Below are 20870 nucleotides of genomic sequence, written 5' to 3' on the forward strand. Positions count from 1 at the left end.
CCAGCGTTGTCCGTGCGGGCGTGGCAATCTTGCTGGTGGCATTGGGCGGGGTCGTTGGTGGCTCATCTGCGTATTGCGACGGCGTTGGTGGTGCAATGCTCGCGACGCTGTTTTTCACCTTGGGCATTCCGTTTGAAGCATTGATGCGGTGGCCGGGTGAATTTGTTTTGGGGCTGCTGGGGTACGTCGCGGTGGTTTTGATCGTCACGAAGTTCTCGCGACTAAAGCTTGGCGTGCGCATCGTCGCTCCGGCAATCCTCGGCAGCGCCGGGTTGAGCTGGCTGGTGACTTCCATGGTCAATAAGTTCGGCCATACAAACTGCGCTTTTATGTAGTTGCAAACCGGTGGGTAGTTCTATGCACAAAGGGGAGCTGTCGGGAGGATCGGGTGCAGCGGCGGAAAGCGTACGCCGGGCGCTGCGGTCAAGCTGCCTGGCTTTTGCTGCGATACTGTTCGCGACGGCATGGGCGGCGCTGATAGGCGGCTGTTTCGCCTACTGCGATGGTGGGGTTGCTCGCGCGCTGCTGTGGGCCGGGATTGTGGGAATCGGCATGGGAAGCCTGGCCGCAGTGAGTTGGCCCGGCGAGTTTGCCATGGTTGTGGTGGCCTACGTTGCTGTTGTTCTTGCGATCGCGAAATGGTCTCCCGTAAGGCCGAGTCTTCGCGTCCTGCTGGTGGCGGTGGTGGCCGGCGCCGCCGCTGGTTGGCTGGTGACTGCGATCGTGAATGGGTTCGACCACAGGGTGTGCGCTCTCATGTAGAGCGGTGCGGAACATGAACAAGCTGAAGTTGGGAGGCTGTAATGCGTGGCGTGATTCGTGTAGGTGATTCGACGAGCCACGGCGGCAAGGTTGTGACTGGCCGCGACGGTTCGACTGTGATGGGCCGCGCGGTCGCATGCGTTGGCGACCGGTGCACCTGCCCGCAGTCTGGCCACAATGACTGCGTGATTATCGAGGGCGATCAGTCTGTTCTCGTAAGCGGTCGTGCCGTGGCCTTTGACGGGCATAAGATTTCATGTGGCGCAACGCTCATTTCGTCGGTGTCAACGTCGGGCCTGGGCTGATAGGCCCGTATGTGTCCGGCGTGTCTTCGGACGGTGTGAATCACTCCGGTCGCCACAATGATGCAGCGACAAAAGAGCGAACCACACAGATTGGGGCGGTTGATGTCAGATCTCAAATCGAGCTACGAACGCGAACTGCAGTTTCTGCGACGCGGTCTGGCTGAATTTACCGCACGTAATTCACGCGCGGCGGGACGCCTCTCGATGCAGGGCGAGCACTCGGAGGATATGCACGTCGAACGGATGATCCAGTCTGCCGCGCTCCTCAACGCACGCGTGCGCGAACGACTTGAAGACGATATCCCCGACTTCACGGTCCCGTTGCTCGAAGTGCTTTATCCGGAATTCCTGCGCCCCTTTCCGTCGTGTTCGATCGCGTGTTTCGAACCCGGTACCGCGGTTGAGCGGCTTGCGTCACCGGCGGTTATGCCACGAGGTACCCATCTCACGACGCGCGCCGGTGAGTACGGCTTCAGGACGGTCTATGACACGACCGTGTCGGCGCTCTGCATCGACGACGCTGCCTACCAGATTCCTTCCGCTGTGCCAGGTAACGTGCGGTTGCCCGAAGGAACAAGCGGCGTTATTTCGATCAGTTTCGCGGTGCAGTCTGGTGCCGTTGATTTTGCGAGCGCCGTCCGGGGCGATGTCCGGGTCTTTGTTGACGCGCCGGAAGCCGCAGTTGCTGCGGTGATCGATGCGCTCGTGCATCGCGGCAAACAGGCTTTTCTGGAAGTTGATGCGAGTGGGCGCTGGACTGCGCTCGATGCCGTTCCAATTTCTCCGGTTGGTTTTGGCGAGTGCGAAGCAATCATCGATCTGGGCGGTGCGTCCTCATACCGTCTTCTGCTTGAATACTTTGCGTATCCCGAGAAGTTTCACTTTCTCGATTTTCGGCTTGGCGAACTTCTCGCCGGGCGGCGCGTGGTGAGGCGCCTGTCGATTCACGTGCCGGTTTCCGGTCTTCACCCTGATTCGCCGCCGGCGCTCGCATTGGCGACATTGTCGCCGTCGGCTTTCAGGTTGAGATGTACGCCGGTCGTGAATCTGTTCCCGTGTGCGGCAGAGCCGATCGCGCTGAAGGACTCGACGCTTTCCGCTTACCCGTTGATCGCGCAAACGGTGAATCCACAAGGCGTCGAGGTCTGGGCTGTGCAAAGCGTGCGGCTAACGCGCGACGGCGACGGCGCGGCGATCACGCGAGAGGTGAAGCCTTTCCACTCTCTCGACCACAGTGTTGGATTCGCGAGTTCTACGGACCGCAGGCAGGTGCTGTACTGGCTTGCGTCACGACCAACGGGGCACGAGGCGGTCGTCGCGGGTGACGGGTGCATGCTGGAGTTTGTGGCGGCTCGCGGCGAGACTGCGGCACCGCCGCGCGATGAGCAGGTTGACGCGGCGCTGCTTTGCACCAACGGTGTCGGGCCCGGCTCGATGCAGTGGGGGCATCGGGATGGCGACTTCACCCTTGCCGACCGAAGTGCCGTTGCTCGGGTGCGCCTGCTGCGGCGGCCGAGCGATGCCACCGCGCGTTTGGCGCCAAAGAATCAGTACTGGTCCGTCGTCCAGAGTCTTTCTGCCGGGCCGTTCAGCCTCGATCAGAGCGGCTTGCCGGCTCTGAAGTCGTTGCTTGCAGCGCATGTGCCAAGCCGTGGTCAGACGAACGAGGATCAAATCGAAGCGATCGTTGGGCTGTCACGGGAAACCGCGATGGAGTGGATTGTTGAGAAACCTCAGTCGCGGATGGCGCGGGGCCTGCGTGTGCGTCTAACCGTTCACGAGCAAGGGCTGGCCGGGGTGCCAGTCTCCCTTTTCGCGCGAGTGCTTGAGAGCGTTTTCGTGCGCTACGCCCCCGCGCACAGCTTCGTGCAGGTCCAGATCGTATCGGCCGCGAATGGCGCGGAGCTGGCGCGCGGTCAACTCCTTCCGGGCGCCGTTCCGGTGCTGTAACAGCCGAGCCCGCTATGAAGCGCACACCATCGGTGGCTCAGCCCTCACGCTTCCCTCCCGTCCGCGTACCAAGCTCGTCGCTGGTGCGAGCAATGCACCGTCACGCGCTGTTTTTTGCGGGCGATTCGTGGCAAGGCATGTGGACGGCGCAGCCGTTCACGTGCGCCCGCGGGCACACAACCGTCGTAGCGCCACGCAACCTTATCCGCAAGCGCGTGGCGGGTTGCAGTGAATGCGCAACCGAAGATAAAACGGCCCTGGGGCACGCAAAGTCGGCGCAGGCAGGTCTTAACTGGCTGGACGCTCCGTGGCGTGGCACGACCCACAGGTATCGACTTCGTTGCTCGCACGGGCATGAATGGGCGTGCGGCGGCCAGGCGCTGTTGCGGGGGGCGACTTGCGGTATGTGCAAGCGCGAATTGGGGCCGCTACCCGGCGATTTGCTGTCGGACGGGCTTGAGCGCTTGCACGCGGTCGCACGAGCACGAGGGGGCAAGTGTGTCTCTGCCCCGTACATGGGGATGGCTCACGCGTATCGGTTCGAGTGCGAGGCGGGGCACAGTTTTGAGAGGCCCGGTTCAGCAGTGCTCCAGCGCGGCGCCTGGTGCCCAAAGTGTCAACGTCCGAGGGCAGTGCTCGCAGACGGCCTGGAACGGCTTCAGGCGGCCGCAACGGCCCGCGGCGGTCTGTGCCTGTCGCCACGGTTTCTCGGGACCGCTGTACGACATACGTTCAGATGCGCCCGCGGCCATAGGTGGGCGGCACTCGCGGGGACGGTTCTTTACACGTCGAGCTGGTGCCGCCGCTGCCAGCACGAAGCCGCGCTCGCCGTTGACGGCCTCTCGCGACTGCAACAAGCGGCTCACGCCCACGGGGGACGTTGCCTCTCAAAGCGATACGCCGGCTATCACAGTAGACACCGTTTTATGTGCGCACAGGGGCATCGCTGGGTAACCTCGGCCCAGTCGGTACTCAGGGGCGCCTGGTGCCCCACTTGCGCGGAAGCCCTGGCGGGCAAGTCCCTCCTTCCAAGCGACGGGCTCGCACGGCTCAAGTCACGTGCGGCGGAGCTCGGGGGGGAGTGCCTGGACGAAACATTCGCCGGGACCGCGCGATCGTACCGGTTTCGGTGTGCAAAGGGCCACGCGTGGTCCGCCAAGGGAAGTGCGGTTTTGGCTGGCAGATGGTGTAAGCGATGCGCGGTGGACAGCCAGCGCTGTTCTATCGACGAGGCGCGGGCGGTAGCGCGCGAGCGCGGAGGGGAGTGTCTGTCGCATACATACGTGAACGCTCGGACCCACCTCACCTGGCAGTGTCACCGAGGTCACGTGTGGGCGGCCAATTTTGACAATGTGCGGAATAAGGGGCGCTGGTGTCCGGACTGCAAGGTCCTCAACATGGTCACCAATTCAAAGTCTCGTTCGCGTTTGACGAGGATGCCCTCGCGTTAGGTAGCCATGCCGCAGGACGTGCACGGACGCCACTTCAGGCGCTAGCCGGCCAGAAGCGGCCACTCATGGCCTCGTCAGAAACGTGGGAGGTTCGCCGTAGCCTTATCAGAACTTCCAGGAGCGTCGCAACCAAAGGAAGGTGATGAAGCCTGTGACGGATATCAGAATGATGAGAAGAACGTAGCCCCATTCTTTTCGTGTAGTCGGCAAGGTGCCACCAATGACATCTGCTCCCCCTCCTGAGAGTACGGCCACTATCAGTATGGCTATGCCCACAAATACCATCACTCCTTTCGCTAGGCCACCGAAAAAAGCCTCAGCCAATCGTGCCAATTTGGACGCGCTGTCAGTCATTCGCTCTAGTCATCGGTATCTCGGTAAGCGGCTCGCCAGGGCCGGTCCCCGATTCGCGCGCGCGTGGAGCATGATGTGGGAGCGTGGGGAGGTCCAGGTAGATCACGTGAGATCGTTCCATGATCGCGGACACGATCTATCTGGGTTCTACGCGGTCAAACGTTGGGCGTGAGTGGAGCGGCCGACTTCAGTTTGTCGGCCACATTCCAGGGAAGCAGTTCGTCGATGCGGTTGACCTTGTGGTCCGCGATATGAGTGAGCACGTATTCGAGGTAGGCACGTGGGTTGATTTCGTTGAGTTTGCACGTACCGATGAGACTGTACATCGCCGCCGCGCGCTCACCGCCGCTGTCGGAGCCAACGAACAAGTAGTTTTTCCTGCCCAACGCTACACAACGCAGGGCATTTTCTGCAAGCACATTGCTGATCTCAGCGCGTCCGTCCTCGCAGTAGAACGTGAGGGCCGCCCAGTGGTTCAGCGAGTAGTTGATCGCGCCCGTAAGCGTAGACTTCTTCGACAGCGTTGCAAGCTTGGCCCTGATCGTCGATTCGAACGCGTTGAGCAGAGGCTTGCTCTTCTCCTGCCGCACACGCAACCGCTCATCGGGAGGTTTGCCGCGAATGTCAGCTTCGATGCTGTAGAGCTCGCCGATCATCTCGAGCAGTTTCTGGGTATCCGGAGTCGGCGTACGCTCGTGAACGTCGTATATGTACCTCCTCGCGTGATCCCAGCATGCCGCTTCGAAGACATCGCCGCTTGCGTACAGCTGATCGAAGCCGGCATCGGCATCAGCCTGCAGGATTCCCTTGAAGTTGGCGAGGTGCGTTTGCGGATGAACACCCTTGCGGTCCGACGAGTACGTAAACCAGACAGCCGCAGGCTCTGTCGAGCCCGAGCGTCGATCGTCGCGCACATAGACCCAGAATCGGCCGGTTGTCGTCTTCTGGTTCCCCGGTGTGAGGACGGGAACCGTCGTGTCGTCGCCATGGAGCTTATCGGCAGCCAGCACGTAGCGCTGAATCGCCCCGACCAGCACCATGCAGAGTTCGACGATCTGGCCAACCCAGCGGCCCATGCTGGCGCGATCAAGCGTCACGCCGTCGCGGGCCGCGATCTCCGACTGGCGATACAGAGGTTGGTGATCCGCGAACTTCGATACCGCGATATCGGCCAGCAGGCTTGGATGCGCGATGCCGCGCTCGATCGGCAGGCTCGGCATCGGCAGTTGTTCGATATGGCCACAGCCCGGGCAAAGCAATTTGCGCCGGATCGTGCGGATCACCTTGAATGCGGCGGCTACGCGCGCGAGCTGTTCGGATACGTCCTCACCCAGCGGCTGCATGGTCGTCGCGCATCTGAGGCAGAGCGGACCAGGCTCGAGTACGCTCTCCTCGCGCGGCAGGTGTGGCGGGAGCGGCTCTCGCGAAGGCGATTTGCTGGCCGGCGCATCCGGTGTCCTGTCTCGCTGGTTACGCGCCTCGGCAGCACCACGGCCGCCCGTCAGGTCCTCCAGCTGCGCCTCGAGCTTGTCGATCTGCTTCGCGAGTTGTTCGGACTTGCGCCCGAAGTGCATCCGCCTGAGCTTGTCGATCTGCGCCTTCAGGCGCTCGATCTCGTCATCTCGCGCGGCGAGTTCCTCCACCATCTTCGCAATCGATGCCTGTTGCTCAAGCAGCGATGCCTGTTGCGCGAGCACCATGGCACGGAGCTCGGCGACGGTTTCGGAAAGCGGCGCTTGATCGGACATGCGTCGCAGTTTACGAGCCTTCCTCGCGGTTTACAACATCGAGAGCGCGGCGGTGCGTCGTGGCTGTCGCCAGTCGATGCCCTCAAGCAACATCGACAACTGTGCGCTAGTCAGATGGATCTTGCCGCCATCGGCCAGTGGCCAGATGAAACGCCCTCGCTCCAACCGTTTTGCGAGAAGCCAGAGCCCGTCCTCAGTAGCCCAAAGCACCTTCACGAGATCGCCGCGGCGCCCACGGAAGATGAAGACGTTACCGCCCAGCGGATTCTCCTCAAGCGCCGTGTGTACCTTGGCAGCCAGGCCCTGGAAGCCGCAGCGCATGTCCGTGATGCCCGCAACAAGCCAGATACGCGTACCGGTTGGCAGAGAAATCACGAGCGCAGGCTCCCCAACACCGTTCGAAGCATCTCAGCGTCGACAATGCCGTCGACCTTGACTACTGCACGGCCAATCCGAACCTCGATTGAACCTGCCAGCCTCACGACCTCAGACTCTGGCAGCGCAGGAGGTTCATTGACCGATGGCACCTCGTTCACGACCGCCACCGGAACGAGTTGCACCGCCTCGGCTTGCTGTTCCGCCAGATACCGGCGCCGCCACGTGAACAGGAGGTTCGCGTTCAAGCCGTTCTCACGGGCCAGCCTGGCGATTGACACCCCTGGTTCGCAAGCTGCCATCGCCAGGCGACGGCGGAATTCGGGACTATGGTTCGGGCGGCCTTTACGGCTGCCGGGCCTCTGTGTTGGCTCTGACAAAATGGTGTCCACCACTTCGAAAATGATGGACATAACTTTGATGCCGATCCTCGCGGCCGTCTACGACGGCCATCGCGAGCCGCTTACGTGCAGTGCGACACAACATTACTTGCAACGACGTGCGTCGATGAATACAACATTGCTTGCAAAGGAAAATCGTTCCAGCCGCTAACCGACGGCCCTGAGCGCGAATTTTTGCGATCCAGCAAAAATGGACACAAGTTTGCTTTTGTGAGCGGAGGCCCCGGCTTCTACCACCCGCGAGTCGGCACCGCTTGCAAGCGGCGGGCTGCAGCAGACAATCCCTTCTCAACCAGTCGCAGCGTCGGCCTCCCGGTGAGCGCCCGTATGGTCACAAAGGTCATCGAATTGAGAGCCGATCGATGTAGACCGCGATGAACCTGTCACCGTTGCGACATGAGAAGCGAATCTCCATCTATTTGTTGCGCGGGACACCCATAAAACTATCACGTGACTTGACTGCCGCAGAAAACGCGGTCGATCCGCCCATTGCGTGATCAAGGGTGGCAACAGCACGATTTATCGACGCAGATTCTGCCCCGTACGCTCTTGCTTCCCGCATGTAGAAATTTATTGCATCCAGGCCTTCGAGTCTGTGGGATTGGTTCTCCGGTTGCCCAGGCCAACTGGCGCTCAACATCGAGGCAGGTTGCGACAGGTTGTCATCGACGATGGAAAGTACACATCCCGTACCAATATGGATAACTCTGCAAGCCAGGCGGTCGGCATGAAATTGCGGCAGCGTTGCAAGGAATTCCAGGAGTGGGGACATATAGCCTCTGGCGTTTCAGTGGGGCAGCCTGCTCCGGGTTCGAAGTGGGCAAAGGAATCTGTAGTGTCAATCGCCGCAACGATGAATAAGGCGCGGAATTCGATGCGGCCGTTGCGCCGGCTGGAAAGAGTGAACGGGCGGCAGGCCTTACGGCGGCAGACGGGCAAGATGGCGTGCTAGTGAGCCGTCAACACCATCAAAATATCTGCATACCATGCGCTGTTCAGGCCGAGCGTTTCGTCCATCTGCTCATCCCGGCCGCCCACGTCAATGCTCGAAGAATGAACGCCTAAAAGCAGCCACGGCAGTTCGTCAGGCGTTCTGCCTTCCGATGGCGCTCTCAGGACGACCGGTGCGCCACTGGTGCCGCGGTGAGTTCTTGCATCGGTGACGAAGCAGCCCTTGCCCTGAAAGCGCAGGCCGAACGCAGAAGCCAGAACACCTTGCCGAACGACAGGCAGGTGGTGCAGCGAATCGTGGAACCCGAGCGGGAAGCCGACGATCAGCAGCGATGCCCCAATCGGCATTGCATCACCTGGGCGCGGCAGATGACCGGGACCGAAGGCCTGGAACTTTGCGCCGGCAGGCAACGCGCCCCCGTCGAGTTCGATTACCGCTACGTCGATCTCGCCGCCGTCGTCCGTTCCCTGACGCCAGAGAGGATGTCCCGCGGTGTACAACGGAACGGACATCCACGTCGCGGCGGCCAGGTTCTGCGCGTCGACATGAAACTCGATCTCGAGCCGGTCGGGGAAATGTTCACCGGACACGTCGATCATGACGTGCCGACTGGTCACGAGAAAGAGACGTGTTCCCTGCTGGAAAAAGAAGCCACTGGCATTGGTCAATCGACGTTCCTGCGCAAACGTACATACACGCGTCACGGCGAGCAGCAGAGCATCCGCGCCGACCTGCGTGTGCGATTCCGGACGATCGCCAGGGTCCGGCGCCAAGGCAACAGGCCCGCTGTCTGGTTGAGCAGGCCCCTTCCCGGGCAGAGTCGACCCGGCGACGAGTTCGAGCAGCGCTTCGTGCTCGGGGCCGTAGCTCTCCGACGACAGAAACGCGCGAACCGCCAACTCCGATACGGTACCTCCCGAAGCCGCGTTCGACACATGGCGCACGATGGCAGCCTTGCGCTCGCGGCGGCACAGAAGCCATCTATCACCGTTAGAACTACGATGGAATTCGAGCGCATCGTCGCTCTTTCCAGCGCTGTCTTCCATCCCGGTGAAGCGGGAATCCATGGTCACTCCTGACGTCATCGTAATCTCAAGCCGTGGTGGCGTCGCGAATCACGACTGGGGCCGAATTGCGCAAGGAAGTCCTGTTCGGATGTCCGCGAGCACGCTCCGGCGCATGGCCTGCCAGGCCGGACCACTCAGGCGGGCGCACCGATCGTGCGATCAAACCCATGACCGTCAATCAACATTTCGGCATAGGCCACGCACGCGCGCCTCGCATCGCCGGTATTTGCGAAAGGATACTTGCCCGGCACACGGAAGAGGCGGCTGCGAGAGTTGTCAATCCCGGAATTGGGTTCGCTGATACGGATCGACGCATCGAATCCGTCCTCGTAATTGTGGCCAAATCCTGCCTGGGTCGCCCGGTGGGGATACACAAGCAGGGAAATATCGAGACCTCGATAACGGCGAATGGTTGTCATCAGATAACTCCCTTTTGGCCACAGCACGCAGCCGGTTTTTTGATAGTTGTGCGGGTCTGGCCGAAGGCGATATCCAAAGCGCCTGACGAGCCGTACCAGCGAGGCGAAGCAACCCGACAACACAGTTGTCGGTGAGCATTATCGAAGGGGGCCACATGCAGTGGAAGAGGAATGATGCTCATAGCCGTCCCATGTCATCCGATACAGGACTGACGACCATGCAGGCAGTGATCTGTTTTGCAGACTTCTTGAACCACCATACGCGCGCCGGCACCGTCGGTCAATTCAATTCTGGTAACCGTATCTGTGCCGCCCTGCGGTTCCCTTATCAAGGTATAGTGGGGCTCCCCCCTGGAGTGACCAACATGCCGACACGACCGCTTCTTCTCTACAGGGGGTACGAACTTCATCCCCTCGTTTTCGCTCGCACATTCAGTCGCTTTGACGGACATTCCCGTTACGACGAAGGGTATGACATTGCGGTACGGATATGTCGCCCGGGCGCCATAGCGACCTCTGCCGCAAGCCGTGTTTTCAGGCCGAACCAGGCGCATGCGTTATCCGACCTCGGTATGGCGAGGCGTGCGGCTCGGCAGCATGGAAAGGACATCATCGACGGAAAAGTGAGCGGTTCTTCGGTCGTCGATATGTGAAAGGACCGCTGGCGTGTGACATCAGCCGATTTTCCCCGGCGCCGAATTGCACCTTCCTGGATGCTGCCTTGACCGTAGCTGCCTCTACAGTGCGGCCACTGGCGCCGTGCATCCTCAGGCGCATTTCCTTCGTTCGTGCAAACGCGGCGCAAGCCCGTGGCGAACCGGGAACCTGACCGTACGCACCCCTCCAGACTGGTATCACCTCCATGCAAAGTGACCGCACCGAAATTCCGTACTACCTGGTTTTACGTCCTGGCTGTCTGCCGTACGTTTTGAACGCTGACCGCCATGTCGTGCGCCGCGAGGCAAGCCTTCTTCTGCGGGCGTTCGCGAGAGCGCGGGTGTGCCGACCTCAATCGAGGACGACGCGTGGAACGCCTTTTCCGGCTCGGAGTCCATTTTGCTCATTGAGCGCCCGCAGATGCGGGCCTACGCACTGGAGAGGTGGCTGCGCAAATTCGGACAGCGGGATAAGTGGATCGACCGTGGCCTGAGCCAGCGATAATGCAGGCAAAGGAACCGAGGAAATGACGAAGAGAACCCGACGCACGCACTCAGCGGTGCTCAAGGCAAACGTGGCTCTGGTGGCCGTCAGGGGCGAACGCACGCTGGCTGAACTAGCAGAATTACTGGACACTGTTAGCAGTCAAACGGACACGATTAGCAAGATTAACGATCTCCAACAGCAGTAAGACGACAAAGGGAGCGGAAACCGCCACATGATCAGCGATCCGGTCCGGCAACGCGATCTGCGGTTCTCGCAGTCGCCCATCTGAGCTGACGCTCCGTGACGCGCAGACTGATACGATCGGATGCAAGGCGAGCAAGCGTGGTCAGGGCGTCCCGCGCAGAAGGCACAAGTCTGCGCGGCGCACGGTCGATGACGCAAAGCGAGCCGAGCGCGTAGCCTTGACTATCGCGAATGTTTGCGCCGGCGTAAAACCGTATGCCAGGCTCGCCCGTTACCAGAGGGTTGGAGGCGAAGCGCAAGTCGAGGCGAGCGTCTTCAACAACGAAGACGTCGTCCTGCAGGATGGTGAAATTGCAAAAGGCCCATGATCGTGGTGTCTCGCTCCGTTCAAGGCCCCAATGTGATTTGAACCATTGCCTGTCCGGGGTGAGTAATGTCAACAGCGCAATGGGCGCCTCGAAAATGGCAGCCGCGAGCCGGGTGATCTCATCGAAAGCCTCTTCTGCAGGCGAATCCACGACGCCAGACGCGGCCACTGCCGCCAGACGTTGTGACTCATTGCCGGCGGTATCCACCGTGCCCGTTTCAGCGGCAAGACGGGCTGCTGCTTTCATGTGGCAGAGGCGCTGGACGACCATCGATTGCAGAGCGGTGGAAGACGCCCCCGCTGCCAGCAGATGCAGCCGTCTTGCAGCCCCCCCAAGATTGGCAAACTCTGAAGATGTCGCGCCTCCGGTGATGACCACGTGGGCATGCCCAAGCGCGGGATGCTGCAGCACGCTTTCCACAAGACGAAGCCAGTTTCCGTTGCACGGCTCGACTTCCAGGACTATCAGGGCGGGTAGCAGGTGTCCGGCAGTCAGCAAGGTCGCGAACGGATCGGAGCTCGCGCGCACTGTGCACTCAGGTAGTAGGCTCAAGGGCTCGGTGTACGTGTGAAGCTTGTGCGGCGGTGCGTGCACGAGAACCAGCATGGGCTTGGGTATTTCTTTCGCTGCGAGCCGCGCCTTGAGGTCCGTTACCGCACTTCGTCGCACGCGCCGGTGACCTCCCGGTGTCTTCCAGGAGTCCAGCCCATTTTCTTCAATCCACGTTTGCGCGGTACGGATGGACACGCCGAGCAGCTTCGCGGCTTCACGCGTGGTCATAATCGGATCTTCCATACAGCTCCTGTTCTATGGATGGCGCTACGGCGTCCAGGTGTTTACGACAGTATTACAGAAATATCTTGAAAAATCGGCAAAATTGGTCAGAATAAAGCCCGTATTAACCTTGATCTTCTCGCCACCCCGGGCGTGAAGGCTTTCTGAACCGGCTTTTGGCCGGTTTTTTTTCGCCAATAGGGTTGATACTAGCACTGCTGCGCGTAGTTTGGCGATGATCGGTCTGCGCATAACGGGGTGCAGGTAAAATTTCAGTATCTACTTAATGTGGAAAAATCGGCAAATCATAGCTTAAGTAACTGAACGGCAAGCCGATAACTATTACAAGGCCGGCGTCGGCTGAAGTTGGGCAACAAGACATTAAAGAGGGAGGCAATGATGGCCCGTGGTGAGCAGGAAAGATCAGCTGAGGCTGCCATGACATCCGTGGCGCGTCAGCCTATTGTTAATAGAGCCGGGCGAACAGTGGGATACGAGCTGCTGTTCAGAAATGGGAATAGTCCGGTCGCAGAGATCACTGACGGGTTTGGTTGTACGGCCAAGGTCGTAGAGCGCACGCTAGGGGCCATGGGCCTTGACACGGTCCTCGCTGGCCTCGACGGGTACCTCAACTGTACGGCCCCTTTCCTGCATTCCGGCGTGCATCAGGTCCTTGCCAGCCGCCGCTTTGTGCTCGAAGTCCTGGAAACCTGCGAACTGGACGACGAGCTGAGGAAGCGTTGCCAGACGTTGCGCAGTGCCGGATTCAGGATTGCCCTGGATGACGTGGTGGAAATTACTCCGCAAATCGAGGCTTTCTTGCCGGCGGTAGACATCATCAAGCTCGAATGGCCTTCGATAGGTGCCCACGCGGCAGGCCCGATGGTGCGCGATCTGAAACGCGCAGGAAAGATTGTCGTGGGCGAGAAAATCGATGATCGCCAGCAGTTGCAGATGGCGCTCGATGCGGGATGCGACATGATCCAGGGGTTTTACTTCAGCAGGCCGGAAATAATCGAGGCGCGACGGCTGGTGCCTGACATTGCTCAGGTGTTTGGCCTGCTGAAACTGCTGGTCGATGATGCCTGTGATAACCGGATCATCCAGGCACTTTCGGGGATGCCCGTGCTTGTCGCCCAACTGCTGCGCCTGGCCAACTGTTCAGGCACAGCTAACCCCAAGCGCACGACGGTGTGCTCTTTGCATCACGCGCTCGCGGCAATCGGCACTAACCAGCTGTTTCAATGGTGCAGCCTGCTGCTCTACAACCACACGGACCCGGCAGTCGCGTGCAGCGACCCGCTCGTTGCACTCGCGATACAGCGTGCATCCGTGATGCTGCGCCTTGCGCTGTTTGAGCGCCCGCGAGAATCAGCCTATGCTCAAACCGCTTATCTGACCGGCATGCTGTCCCTGCTTCACGTGATCTATGGCAAGGAACAGTACGAGTTTGCACAGGAGCTGCCGCTCGACCAGTCCGTCAGGGGCGCTCTCGCGAGTCGCTGCGGGTCGCTGGGGGAATTGCTCAGCGCCGCAGAAACGTTCGAAGCCGGGCCATCGTCCCGGCCGCTCGCGCAAGCCTCGACGCGTGGGCGAACGATCCACTGAGGCGACCAGTGCCTATCAATCGAACAGCAGATCCGTCAAGGCTCGCCGGAACTGCCGCACGCAGGGATCTGTTGCCATTGCCATTATGTAATGCGACTGCAGCAGAGGGTTGCCGGGAGATTGATTGATCATATCTTCGCCGCTCGATACGTCAGCCCTCACAACTGATTTAAATCAGTATCTGCCCTGAATGATGTTCAGATTGCATAGTCTGCACCGTTAAACAGGCATCTGAACAAGGAGATAAAAATGAAATACTTAGGAAACCTACGAATTGGTACCCGGCTTCGCGTCGGATTCGGCGTCGCACTGGTACTTTTGCTAGTCACGGGTGGACTTGCCGTCCTCCAGGTATCGAAGATCTATGGAGGAACCCGAGAAATCGCCGGAAACTGGTTACCCAGCGTTCAGACGCTTGGTGAGATCAGGGCGCTCGCTAATGGTGTGCGCCGCGCGAGCTTGCGGTCAATACTGGAGAGCAACGCTCAAGGCAAACAGGCTCAGCGCACGCAGCACGACGAAGCACTCGCATCCTTCAACGCCACGATGGCAGAGTATGGGAAGCTGGTCTCATCGGCCGAAGAGCAGCAGATATTCGACGATATCAGGAAGGCGTGGGCAGCATTTCTTGCGGCTGACAGGAACCTGCTCGAGTTGTCCGAGTCGGGCGATCCCGGGTTTGCAGCCGCGAGACAGCTCGCCACCGGGGAGTCTGCGAGGCTCTTTACCGGGGCGCTGCAGCTGATCGAGCGAGATGTGGAGCTGAACCGCACTGGGGCCGCGACTGCCAGCGCAGAAGCTGCAGTTAATTACCGCACAACCATCCTGCTCACCGCAATCCTTTGCGGCGCCGCTGTGCTCCTGTGTGTCGCCGTGGCCTGGCTCATTACGCGGTCCATAGTCACTCCGCTTGGGCGGGCGGTCAGCATCGCTGAGACAGTTGCACGAGGTGACCTCACCTCGCACATCGAAGTGTCCGGTTCTGACGAAACGAGCCAGTTGCTGCTTGCGTTACGCAATATGAATGCGCGCCTGCACGACGTTGTGGGCCGCGTCCGCTCCAGCAGTGAAAGCATCGCCACAGCGTCCGCGCAGATTGCGGCTGGCAATACAGACCTGAGTCAACGGACGGAGGAGCAGGCCGCCTCGCTGGAGGAGACCGCAGCGAGCATGGAACAGCTTACCGCTACGGTCAAACAGAACACGGATAATGCCCGGCAGGGCAATACCCTTGCCAGCAACGCATCGGAGGTGGCGGCGCGGGGCGGTCAGGTGGTCGCGCAGGTGGTGCAGACCATGCACGACATATCAGCAAGCTCGGCCAAGGTCGCCGATATCATCGCTGTCATCGAGGGCATTGCATTCCAGACCAACATTCTCGCGTTAAACGCCGCAGTGGAAGCCGCGCGTGCTGGCGAGGAGGGGCGGGGCTTTGCGGTGGTGGCGAGCGAGGTGCGCGGACTTGCGCAGCGCAGTGCTTCGGCCGCAAAGGAAATCAAGGAACTGATCAGCCAGTCCGTGGCGAAAGTCGAGGCAGGCACCTCCCTGGTCGACAACGCGGGGGCGACCATGCAGGAAGTGGTCAGCTCGGTGAAGCGTGTTACAGACCTGATGGGAGAAATCACGGCCGCGTCGGTTGAGCAGCATACCGGCATCGAACAGGTCAATCAGGCGGTCATGCAGATGGATGAGGTCACGCAGCAGAATGCGGCACTCGTTGAGGAGGCGTCTGCGGCTGCACAGTCGCTGGCGTCGCAGTCGAACACCCTGCGCGAGCTGGTCTCCGTCTTTCGTCTGCCCGACTCTCTCCAGGGCGCTGCAAGTCTTCCTGAGTCTACCCCCGTCACGCAGCGGCGCCCGATTCCGAAGCGGAGGGGTAGCGTGTCGCGGAAGGCCTCAGTCGAAGGAAACTCGGATAAAAGTGCCGGGGTTTGGCAGGCATTCTAGATCTCGGCGCGACGGACCCCGCTATGTGGGCCAGGTCGATGCGGAAGGCATCGCCCGACTGTATGGCAGACAGATCACACCGGCGGATGAGACGAAATATGCACAATTATGCGATTTCTGCGGCGTGTCATAACAACGCTTGCTGGACCGCGGGCCGGATCGCCGAATTCCACAGTACTCCCGCGTCAATGCACTCGGAAAACTGAGGTAAAAATTGTCGAGGTTCCGATGAACATCCGAGGAGTTTCAGTTGACACTATCGAACGGGTCAACATTGCGTGTTCTGCGGCGGGGTTGGCTTCATGGGCTGGTGTTGTTACGGCGTGCCACGGCGGCACCTTGCACAGAGTGGAGTTCGCGGCCCGACGACCCGTCGACTTCGTGAAGGAGTTTGCTGCGCTTGTGCGGGCCTGTGAGCTCAAGTTGGGCACGGATAGTTCCCTCGAGCTATATCTCGGATCTGAGTCGGTGGTCGCGTCATTGAATGCGCCAGGCACGCAATGTTGTCGAGAACATGGCAGCAGCGTTGTGACGCTTGCAGACCTCGGACTCGTCCGCGATGAGGAAGTGGCGCTGGTCGCGTGCTCGGCTGCTCCTCGCTCCGCTGGAGTTACCCGTATCAAACGCGATAGCACACAGCCGCTGGCAGGAAAAACTATCCTGGTTCTGGACGACGATGACGTTTCCCGCAGCATATTGACGGCCGCGCTCAGGCGTGAAGGTTGCCGCATCGAAGCCGTTGGCGAGGCCGAGGCGGCCTTCGGCCTGCTGCGTGACGCGGCCCCTGACCTCGTTGTGCTCGATATTGTGCTCGGTGGCACGTTGGACGGCTTCGATGTTTGTCGCGCGATGAGAACCAACCCTGACTATGCGGTGATCCCTGTCATCTTTGTGACGGCGTATCCGACCGATCACTTCAGACTGAATGCCAGCGGAGTAGAGTTCGCGGCGTACTTCGAAAAGCCGGTTAAACCGTCTCTGTTGCGCGACACCATACAGGCACTGACGTGCGGTAACCTGAAACAGAGCGGAGCATAATAGTGCGTGTGTAGAGTTGCAAAAATCGACAGTATTCGATTTCAACTGTCACCTGGATCACCGAAATGTAGAGCAACATTACAGATACCGATCGAGTGTCAGCGGACATTGCCATGTTGTCCCGATCAGCCGGCTTTTGCCGGCGCGAAATGAGACGTTCTGCCGCGATTGGAAATTGTTCGCTATGGTTCGGGCAGCATAAGGGCGACTCAAGGGCGGCGCTCGCGAAATCCTTGGGAGAATGGATTATTCCCGGCCAACGTTCGGCGGGTATGTCGGCGCGCACCGCCACCAATGCAATCTGGGAAAACATCTAACTGCGCGCGGCGGGAGCTATTTCTCGCGGGTCAGACTCACCGGTTACCTTTTGTCCAATCGTTTTTCACGCGGACAGAGATATCTAGCAAGCGGACATAGAGCCATGGGTCGCGTGCCAGCGAGGCCTTCAGGGCCCTATGGCGCAAGCATCTTCAACGATCTCTCTGAAAGCACAATTTTCGGTCAAAACATTGCAAGAGGGCGGTAAGGCTCTGCGCCAGTCCTCGGACTCCAAAGAATTGAAGCGCCAACTGGCAGTAATCGCAGCAATCTATGTGCTTCACATTACCACAGTAGCAAGGTAAAGCGGGCTGCGGCGGAAAGCGCCGGTAGGCGCAGCGTCTGCTCACGCATACCCTTACGCGGGCACTGACTCTGGCTCATTCCACAGACACTTGTGCACAGCCGCTGCGTTCCCTGACATGTGAACTGCACCCGTCGTTCAGTCTGCGGCGAGCCGGTAAATCAGAGAAGAAATTTAATGAAGCGTTTGCTCTTCCTGAAAGTGATGACGGGTGACTTCAGCAACTGGGAGCGGCGCCGTAAAGATGAATACAACGAGGGATCTGCTTGTTGAGGTGGCGCCGTAGCCGTCGATTCTGGAAGTTTGAGCGAGCGGCGATAATTGCAAATGAAACGGTGGCTGCAAAAAGGAATCGGCGAAAAATGAACTACAGAAACATATCCGTCAAAGGAAAGCTCTCATTATCCTTTGGTGTCCTCAGTGCGATAGTAATGGTCGTCTCAGGTATCGCGCTCAGGTCGCTAGCTGACGCAAACGATCACTTCTCGGCATATATAACGGGAGTCAGTGCGCGTGCCGATATGGTACGGAATGTCCGGACCGCAGTGGACCGACGCGCGATCGCCGCGCGCAACATGGCACTCGTCACGAAGCCTGCAGATCTTGAAGTCGAGAAGGCCGCCGAGGCACAGGCACAGAAGGATGTTCAGGAAAGTCTGAAAAAGTTGAACGAGTTGATCGCCAATGGCGTGGATGTCAGCGACAAGGCGGGTAGCCTTGTTAGCGAGATCAACCGGATTGAGGCTGCGTACAGCCCTGTCGCGAAAAGCATTGTGGAGCTTGCTGTTACTGGCAGGAGAGACGACGCTATTTCAAAGATCAATAACGAATGCCGACCGCTTCTGGCTGAGCTTGTAAAAGCCGCTGATGCCTACGCCGACTACACCCACGCCCGGTCAACTGCTCTGGTTCTCGAAGCGGAGGAAAACTATTCCAGACAGAGAATCCTTCTTGTTTCAATCTGCATCGCCGCTATTGGCGCGGCTGCAGGTGCAGGCATTCTAATTGTAAGTGGCCTCACACGAGCCCTCGGCGCCGAACCAGGAGATCTCGGCGAAGTTACGCGGCGCATAGCGGCGGGAGACCTTGGTGTGGTTTCTGGTGCAGTTGGCGCCCCGGCTGGGAGTGTGCTGTCGTCAATGGGCAGTATGCAGGCAAGCCTCGTCAAGCTTATAGGTGAAGTCCGTACCGCGGCCGATAGCATTGCCACTGGATCCAGTCAGATTGCATCTGGCAACGTTGACCTTTCGTCCCGCACGGAACAGCAGGCGGCCTCTCTCCAGGAGACAGCCTCGAGTATGGAGGAACTGACGTCTGCGGTCAGACAGAATTCAGAAAACGCACAGCAGGCGAGTTCGCTGGCAACTAACGCATCGGAGGTAGCTCGACGCGGGAGCTTCGCAGTGGGTCGGGTGGTTGAAACCATGGACGACATCAGTGGAAATTCGAACAAAATTGCCGAGATTACCGGGATCATTGAAGGGATTGCATTCCAGACAAACATTCTCGCGCTCAATGCGGCGGTTGAAGCTGCACGCGCTGGGGAGCAGGGGCGTGGGTTTGCGGTCGTTGCCAGCGAGGTACGTAGTCTCGCTCAGCGTTCCTCAAGCGCGGCCAAGGAAATCAAGGATCTGATTGGTACTTCTGTACGAAAGATTCGGGATGGTTCTTCGCTGGCATACGAAGCGGGGAAAACGATGTCGGAAGTAACAAATGCGGTGGCGCGCGTTACAGACATCATGTCAGAGATCGCAACAGCCTCTAATGAACAGAGTCGCGGAATTGAGCAGGTCAACCAGGCCATCACTCAGATGGATGAAGTGACACAACAGAATGCTGCCCTGGTCGAAGAAGCTGCCGCGGCGTCAAAATCGCTCGAAGATCAGGGGCGCCAACTGAATAAGGCAGTTGGGTTCTTTCGGTTGGATACCCCTGCTGACGAGCAGGTTATCGAGGGAAGAAATTTCGCCCCACGCAGAACTGCTGAACCGTGTGGCCCGTTGAGCCTGGGCAAGCGGACAGACGCCCGGCTTGTGCCAGCCGTTGGGAAGTCATCCGCGATGAGTCTTGCGAAAAGTGCCGATTGGGAGACGTTTTGAGTCCTCGAAGGAGGGCGGCACGCAGCTTCCGATTGGAACTGGTCGAACAGGAGGGGCTTCTATTCCACCAGACAGCAGCAGCTCAGGAAGCGTTTGGCCACGCTCCCGGTGCGTGGGTTCTGTAGCCCAGCGCGGAAAGAAACCTTCGTGGTGACCCGGACATGACACTCGACATCACTCAGTTCTACCTGACATTCTTCGACGAAGCGGACGAACTGCTCGCGCAGGTGGAGCAGTTGCTGCTCAATCTGGATATCGCTCATCCGAACTCCGAAGACCTCGCGGCAATTTTCCGTGCGGCGCATTCGATCAAGGGTGGAGCGGCGACGTTCGGTTTTACTGCGCTGACGGAAACGACCCACATACTCGAATCGCTTCTCGACCGTGCTCGCAATAACGAACTCGTGCTGCGCAAGGACATGATCGACACGTTCCTCGATACCAAGGACGTGTTGTCCGGCCAGCTCGCCGACTACCGCGCGAGCGCCGAACCGGACGCGGCCACGGCGAAGGCGATTTGCGCGAAGCTCGAACGCCTGAGCACGGAAAGCCGCGACGGCACGGCACCGGCTGCAACACACGCAGCAGAAGCGGCACAGGGTGGTACTCCGCCGGAGCACGTCGTCGAACAGGCGGCGCTGGAAGCGGCTGAATGGATTGACAGCCAACAGGCACAGACCGGGAAAGCCACGGTTGCCGGCGAAGAAACCGGCCTCCATCTGAAAATTACGCTACGCGACGTTGGTGAGCAGGACCAGGAGCTGCTGGCCGAAGAGCTCGGCAACCTTGGCGACATCGTCGGGCAGCTCAAGAGCGGCGGCGATCTGACGCTATGGCTCGCGACCGATGTGACCTCCAACGACATCATCTCCGTTTGCTGTTTCGTGATCGACAAAAGTCAGATCATGATCGGCTGCGGCACCGCGTCGGCCGACGACACGCAGCAAGGTGAACCTGAAACGGCCGGTGTCGCCGGCTCGCCTCCAGAGCAAGCAGTACAGCCAACTCAGGCGGATCGCGCAACATTGCCGGCACCGGCGGGCGGCAGTTCTGCCCCCGCATCAACGGTCGCGAGCGCACCGGCGTCAGCGCCGGCAAGCGCAGCCGCACCGGCAGAGCAGGACCGCAAGGCGGCACGTCCGGCAGCAACGGTGGGCGGCGCGGAAGGCAGCTCGATCCGCGTGGGCGTGGAGAAGGTCGACCAGCTGATCAACCTCGTGGGCGAGCTCGTGATCACCCAGGCGATGCTGGCGGAAACCAGCAGCGCCTTCGATCCGGCGCTG

General features: G+C 59.9%; 16 protein-coding genes and 1 pseudogene. 11 read left to right on the top strand and 6 right to left on the bottom strand.

Going from position 1 to position 20870, the window contains the following annotated elements; genetic code table 11:
- Positions 1-29 precede the first annotated feature (29 nt).
- The 4 genes from SB764_RS33710 (at position 30) to tssF (ending at position 3017) form a co-directional block, all read left to right on the top strand.
- The gene (locus SB764_RS33710) at positions 30-335 is read left to right on the top strand and encodes a hypothetical protein (protein WP_410866054.1); all 306 of its coding nucleotides are present in this window, start codon (positions 30-32) and stop codon (positions 333-335) included.
- Positions 336-357: 22 nt separating this feature from the next.
- A complete protein-coding gene (locus SB764_RS33715) occupies positions 358-762 on the top strand; it encodes a hypothetical protein (protein ID WP_410866055.1) in 405 nt (134 codons plus the stop codon).
- A 41-nt stretch (positions 763-803) separates the two neighbouring features.
- Positions 804-1067, top strand: coding sequence for a PAAR domain-containing protein (locus SB764_RS33720; protein WP_110330121.1), 264 nt, complete (start codon positions 804-806; stop codon positions 1065-1067).
- Positions 1068-1169: 102 nt separating this feature from the next.
- Positions 1170-3017: a type VI secretion system baseplate subunit TssF gene (tssF, locus tag SB764_RS33725; RefSeq protein WP_410866056.1), complete on the top strand. Its 1848-nt coding sequence runs from the start codon at positions 1170-1172 to the stop codon at positions 3015-3017.
- A gap of 1960 nt (positions 3018-4977) precedes the next feature.
- Here tssF and tnpC read toward each other — a convergent pair.
- From tnpC to SB764_RS33750, 5 genes are all read right to left on the bottom strand, one after another.
- On the bottom strand, positions 4978-6522 hold the full coding sequence (tnpC, locus tag SB764_RS33730) for an IS66 family transposase (RefSeq protein ID WP_410866072.1): 1545 nt from the start codon (positions 6520-6522) through the stop codon (positions 4978-4980).
- Positions 6523-6600: 78 nt separating this feature from the next.
- Positions 6601-6945: an IS66 family insertion sequence element accessory protein TnpB gene (gene tnpB / locus SB764_RS33735; RefSeq protein ID WP_410866057.1), complete on the bottom strand. Its 345-nt coding sequence runs from the start codon at positions 6943-6945 to the stop codon at positions 6601-6603.
- A complete protein-coding gene (gene tnpA / locus SB764_RS33740; RefSeq protein ID WP_410866058.1) occupies positions 6942-7358 on the bottom strand; it encodes an IS66-like element accessory protein TnpA in 417 nt (138 codons plus the stop codon). Before tnpA ends, tnpB begins: the two co-directional genes overlap by 4 nt.
- A gap of 936 nt (positions 7359-8294) precedes the next feature.
- The gene (locus SB764_RS33745; protein ID WP_410866059.1) at positions 8295-9365 is read right to left on the bottom strand and encodes a trypsin-like peptidase domain-containing protein; all 1071 of its coding nucleotides are present in this window, start codon (positions 9363-9365) and stop codon (positions 8295-8297) included.
- Between the two features lie 134 nt (positions 9366-9499).
- Positions 9500-9784, bottom strand: a complete 285-nt coding sequence (locus SB764_RS33750; RefSeq protein WP_410866060.1) for a hypothetical protein — start codon at positions 9782-9784, stop codon at positions 9500-9502.
- Between the two features lie 365 nt (positions 9785-10149).
- On the opposite strand from SB764_RS33750, the gene SB764_RS33755 reads away from it, so the two are divergent.
- Both SB764_RS33755 and SB764_RS33760 read left to right on the top strand, forming a co-directional pair.
- Complete coding sequence (locus SB764_RS33755) at positions 10150-10437, top strand: hypothetical protein (protein ID WP_410866073.1); 288 nt, start codon at positions 10150-10152, stop codon at positions 10435-10437.
- A gap of 530 nt (positions 10438-10967) precedes the next feature.
- A pseudogene (locus SB764_RS33760) lies at positions 10968-11090 on the top strand (IS3 family transposase); the annotation flags it as partial.
- A gap of 73 nt (positions 11091-11163) precedes the next feature.
- On the opposite strand, the gene SB764_RS33765 reads toward SB764_RS33760, so the two are convergent.
- Positions 11164-12294: a GAF domain-containing protein gene (locus SB764_RS33765; protein WP_410866061.1), complete on the bottom strand. Its 1131-nt coding sequence runs from the start codon at positions 12292-12294 to the stop codon at positions 11164-11166.
- A 567-nt stretch (positions 12295-12861) separates the two neighbouring features.
- Between SB764_RS33765 and SB764_RS33770 the strand changes: the two genes are divergently transcribed.
- The 5 genes from SB764_RS33770 to SB764_RS33790 all read left to right on the top strand — a co-directional run.
- Complete coding sequence (locus tag SB764_RS33770) at positions 12862-13881, top strand: EAL and HDOD domain-containing protein (protein WP_410866062.1); 1020 nt, start codon at positions 12862-12864, stop codon at positions 13879-13881.
- Between the two features lie 249 nt (positions 13882-14130).
- Positions 14131-15828, top strand: a complete 1698-nt coding sequence (locus SB764_RS33775; protein WP_410866063.1) for a methyl-accepting chemotaxis protein — start codon at positions 14131-14133, stop codon at positions 15826-15828.
- A gap of 228 nt (positions 15829-16056) precedes the next feature.
- On the top strand, positions 16057-16866 hold the full coding sequence (locus SB764_RS33780) for a response regulator (protein ID WP_410866064.1): 810 nt from the start codon (positions 16057-16059) through the stop codon (positions 16864-16866).
- Between the two features lie 984 nt (positions 16867-17850).
- Positions 17851-19587 (top strand): methyl-accepting chemotaxis protein, encoded by a 1737-nt coding sequence (locus SB764_RS33785; protein WP_410866065.1) that lies wholly within the window; start codon positions 17851-17853, stop codon positions 19585-19587.
- A gap of 161 nt (positions 19588-19748) precedes the next feature.
- Positions 19749-20870: Hpt domain-containing protein (locus SB764_RS33790; protein ID WP_410866066.1), on the top strand; the 1122-nt coding region annotated here is incomplete at its 3' end.

Source organism: Paraburkholderia sp. SIMBA_027 (assembly GCF_046535315.1).
Lineage (GTDB): Bacteria > Pseudomonadota > Gammaproteobacteria > Burkholderiales > Burkholderiaceae > Paraburkholderia > Paraburkholderia tropica.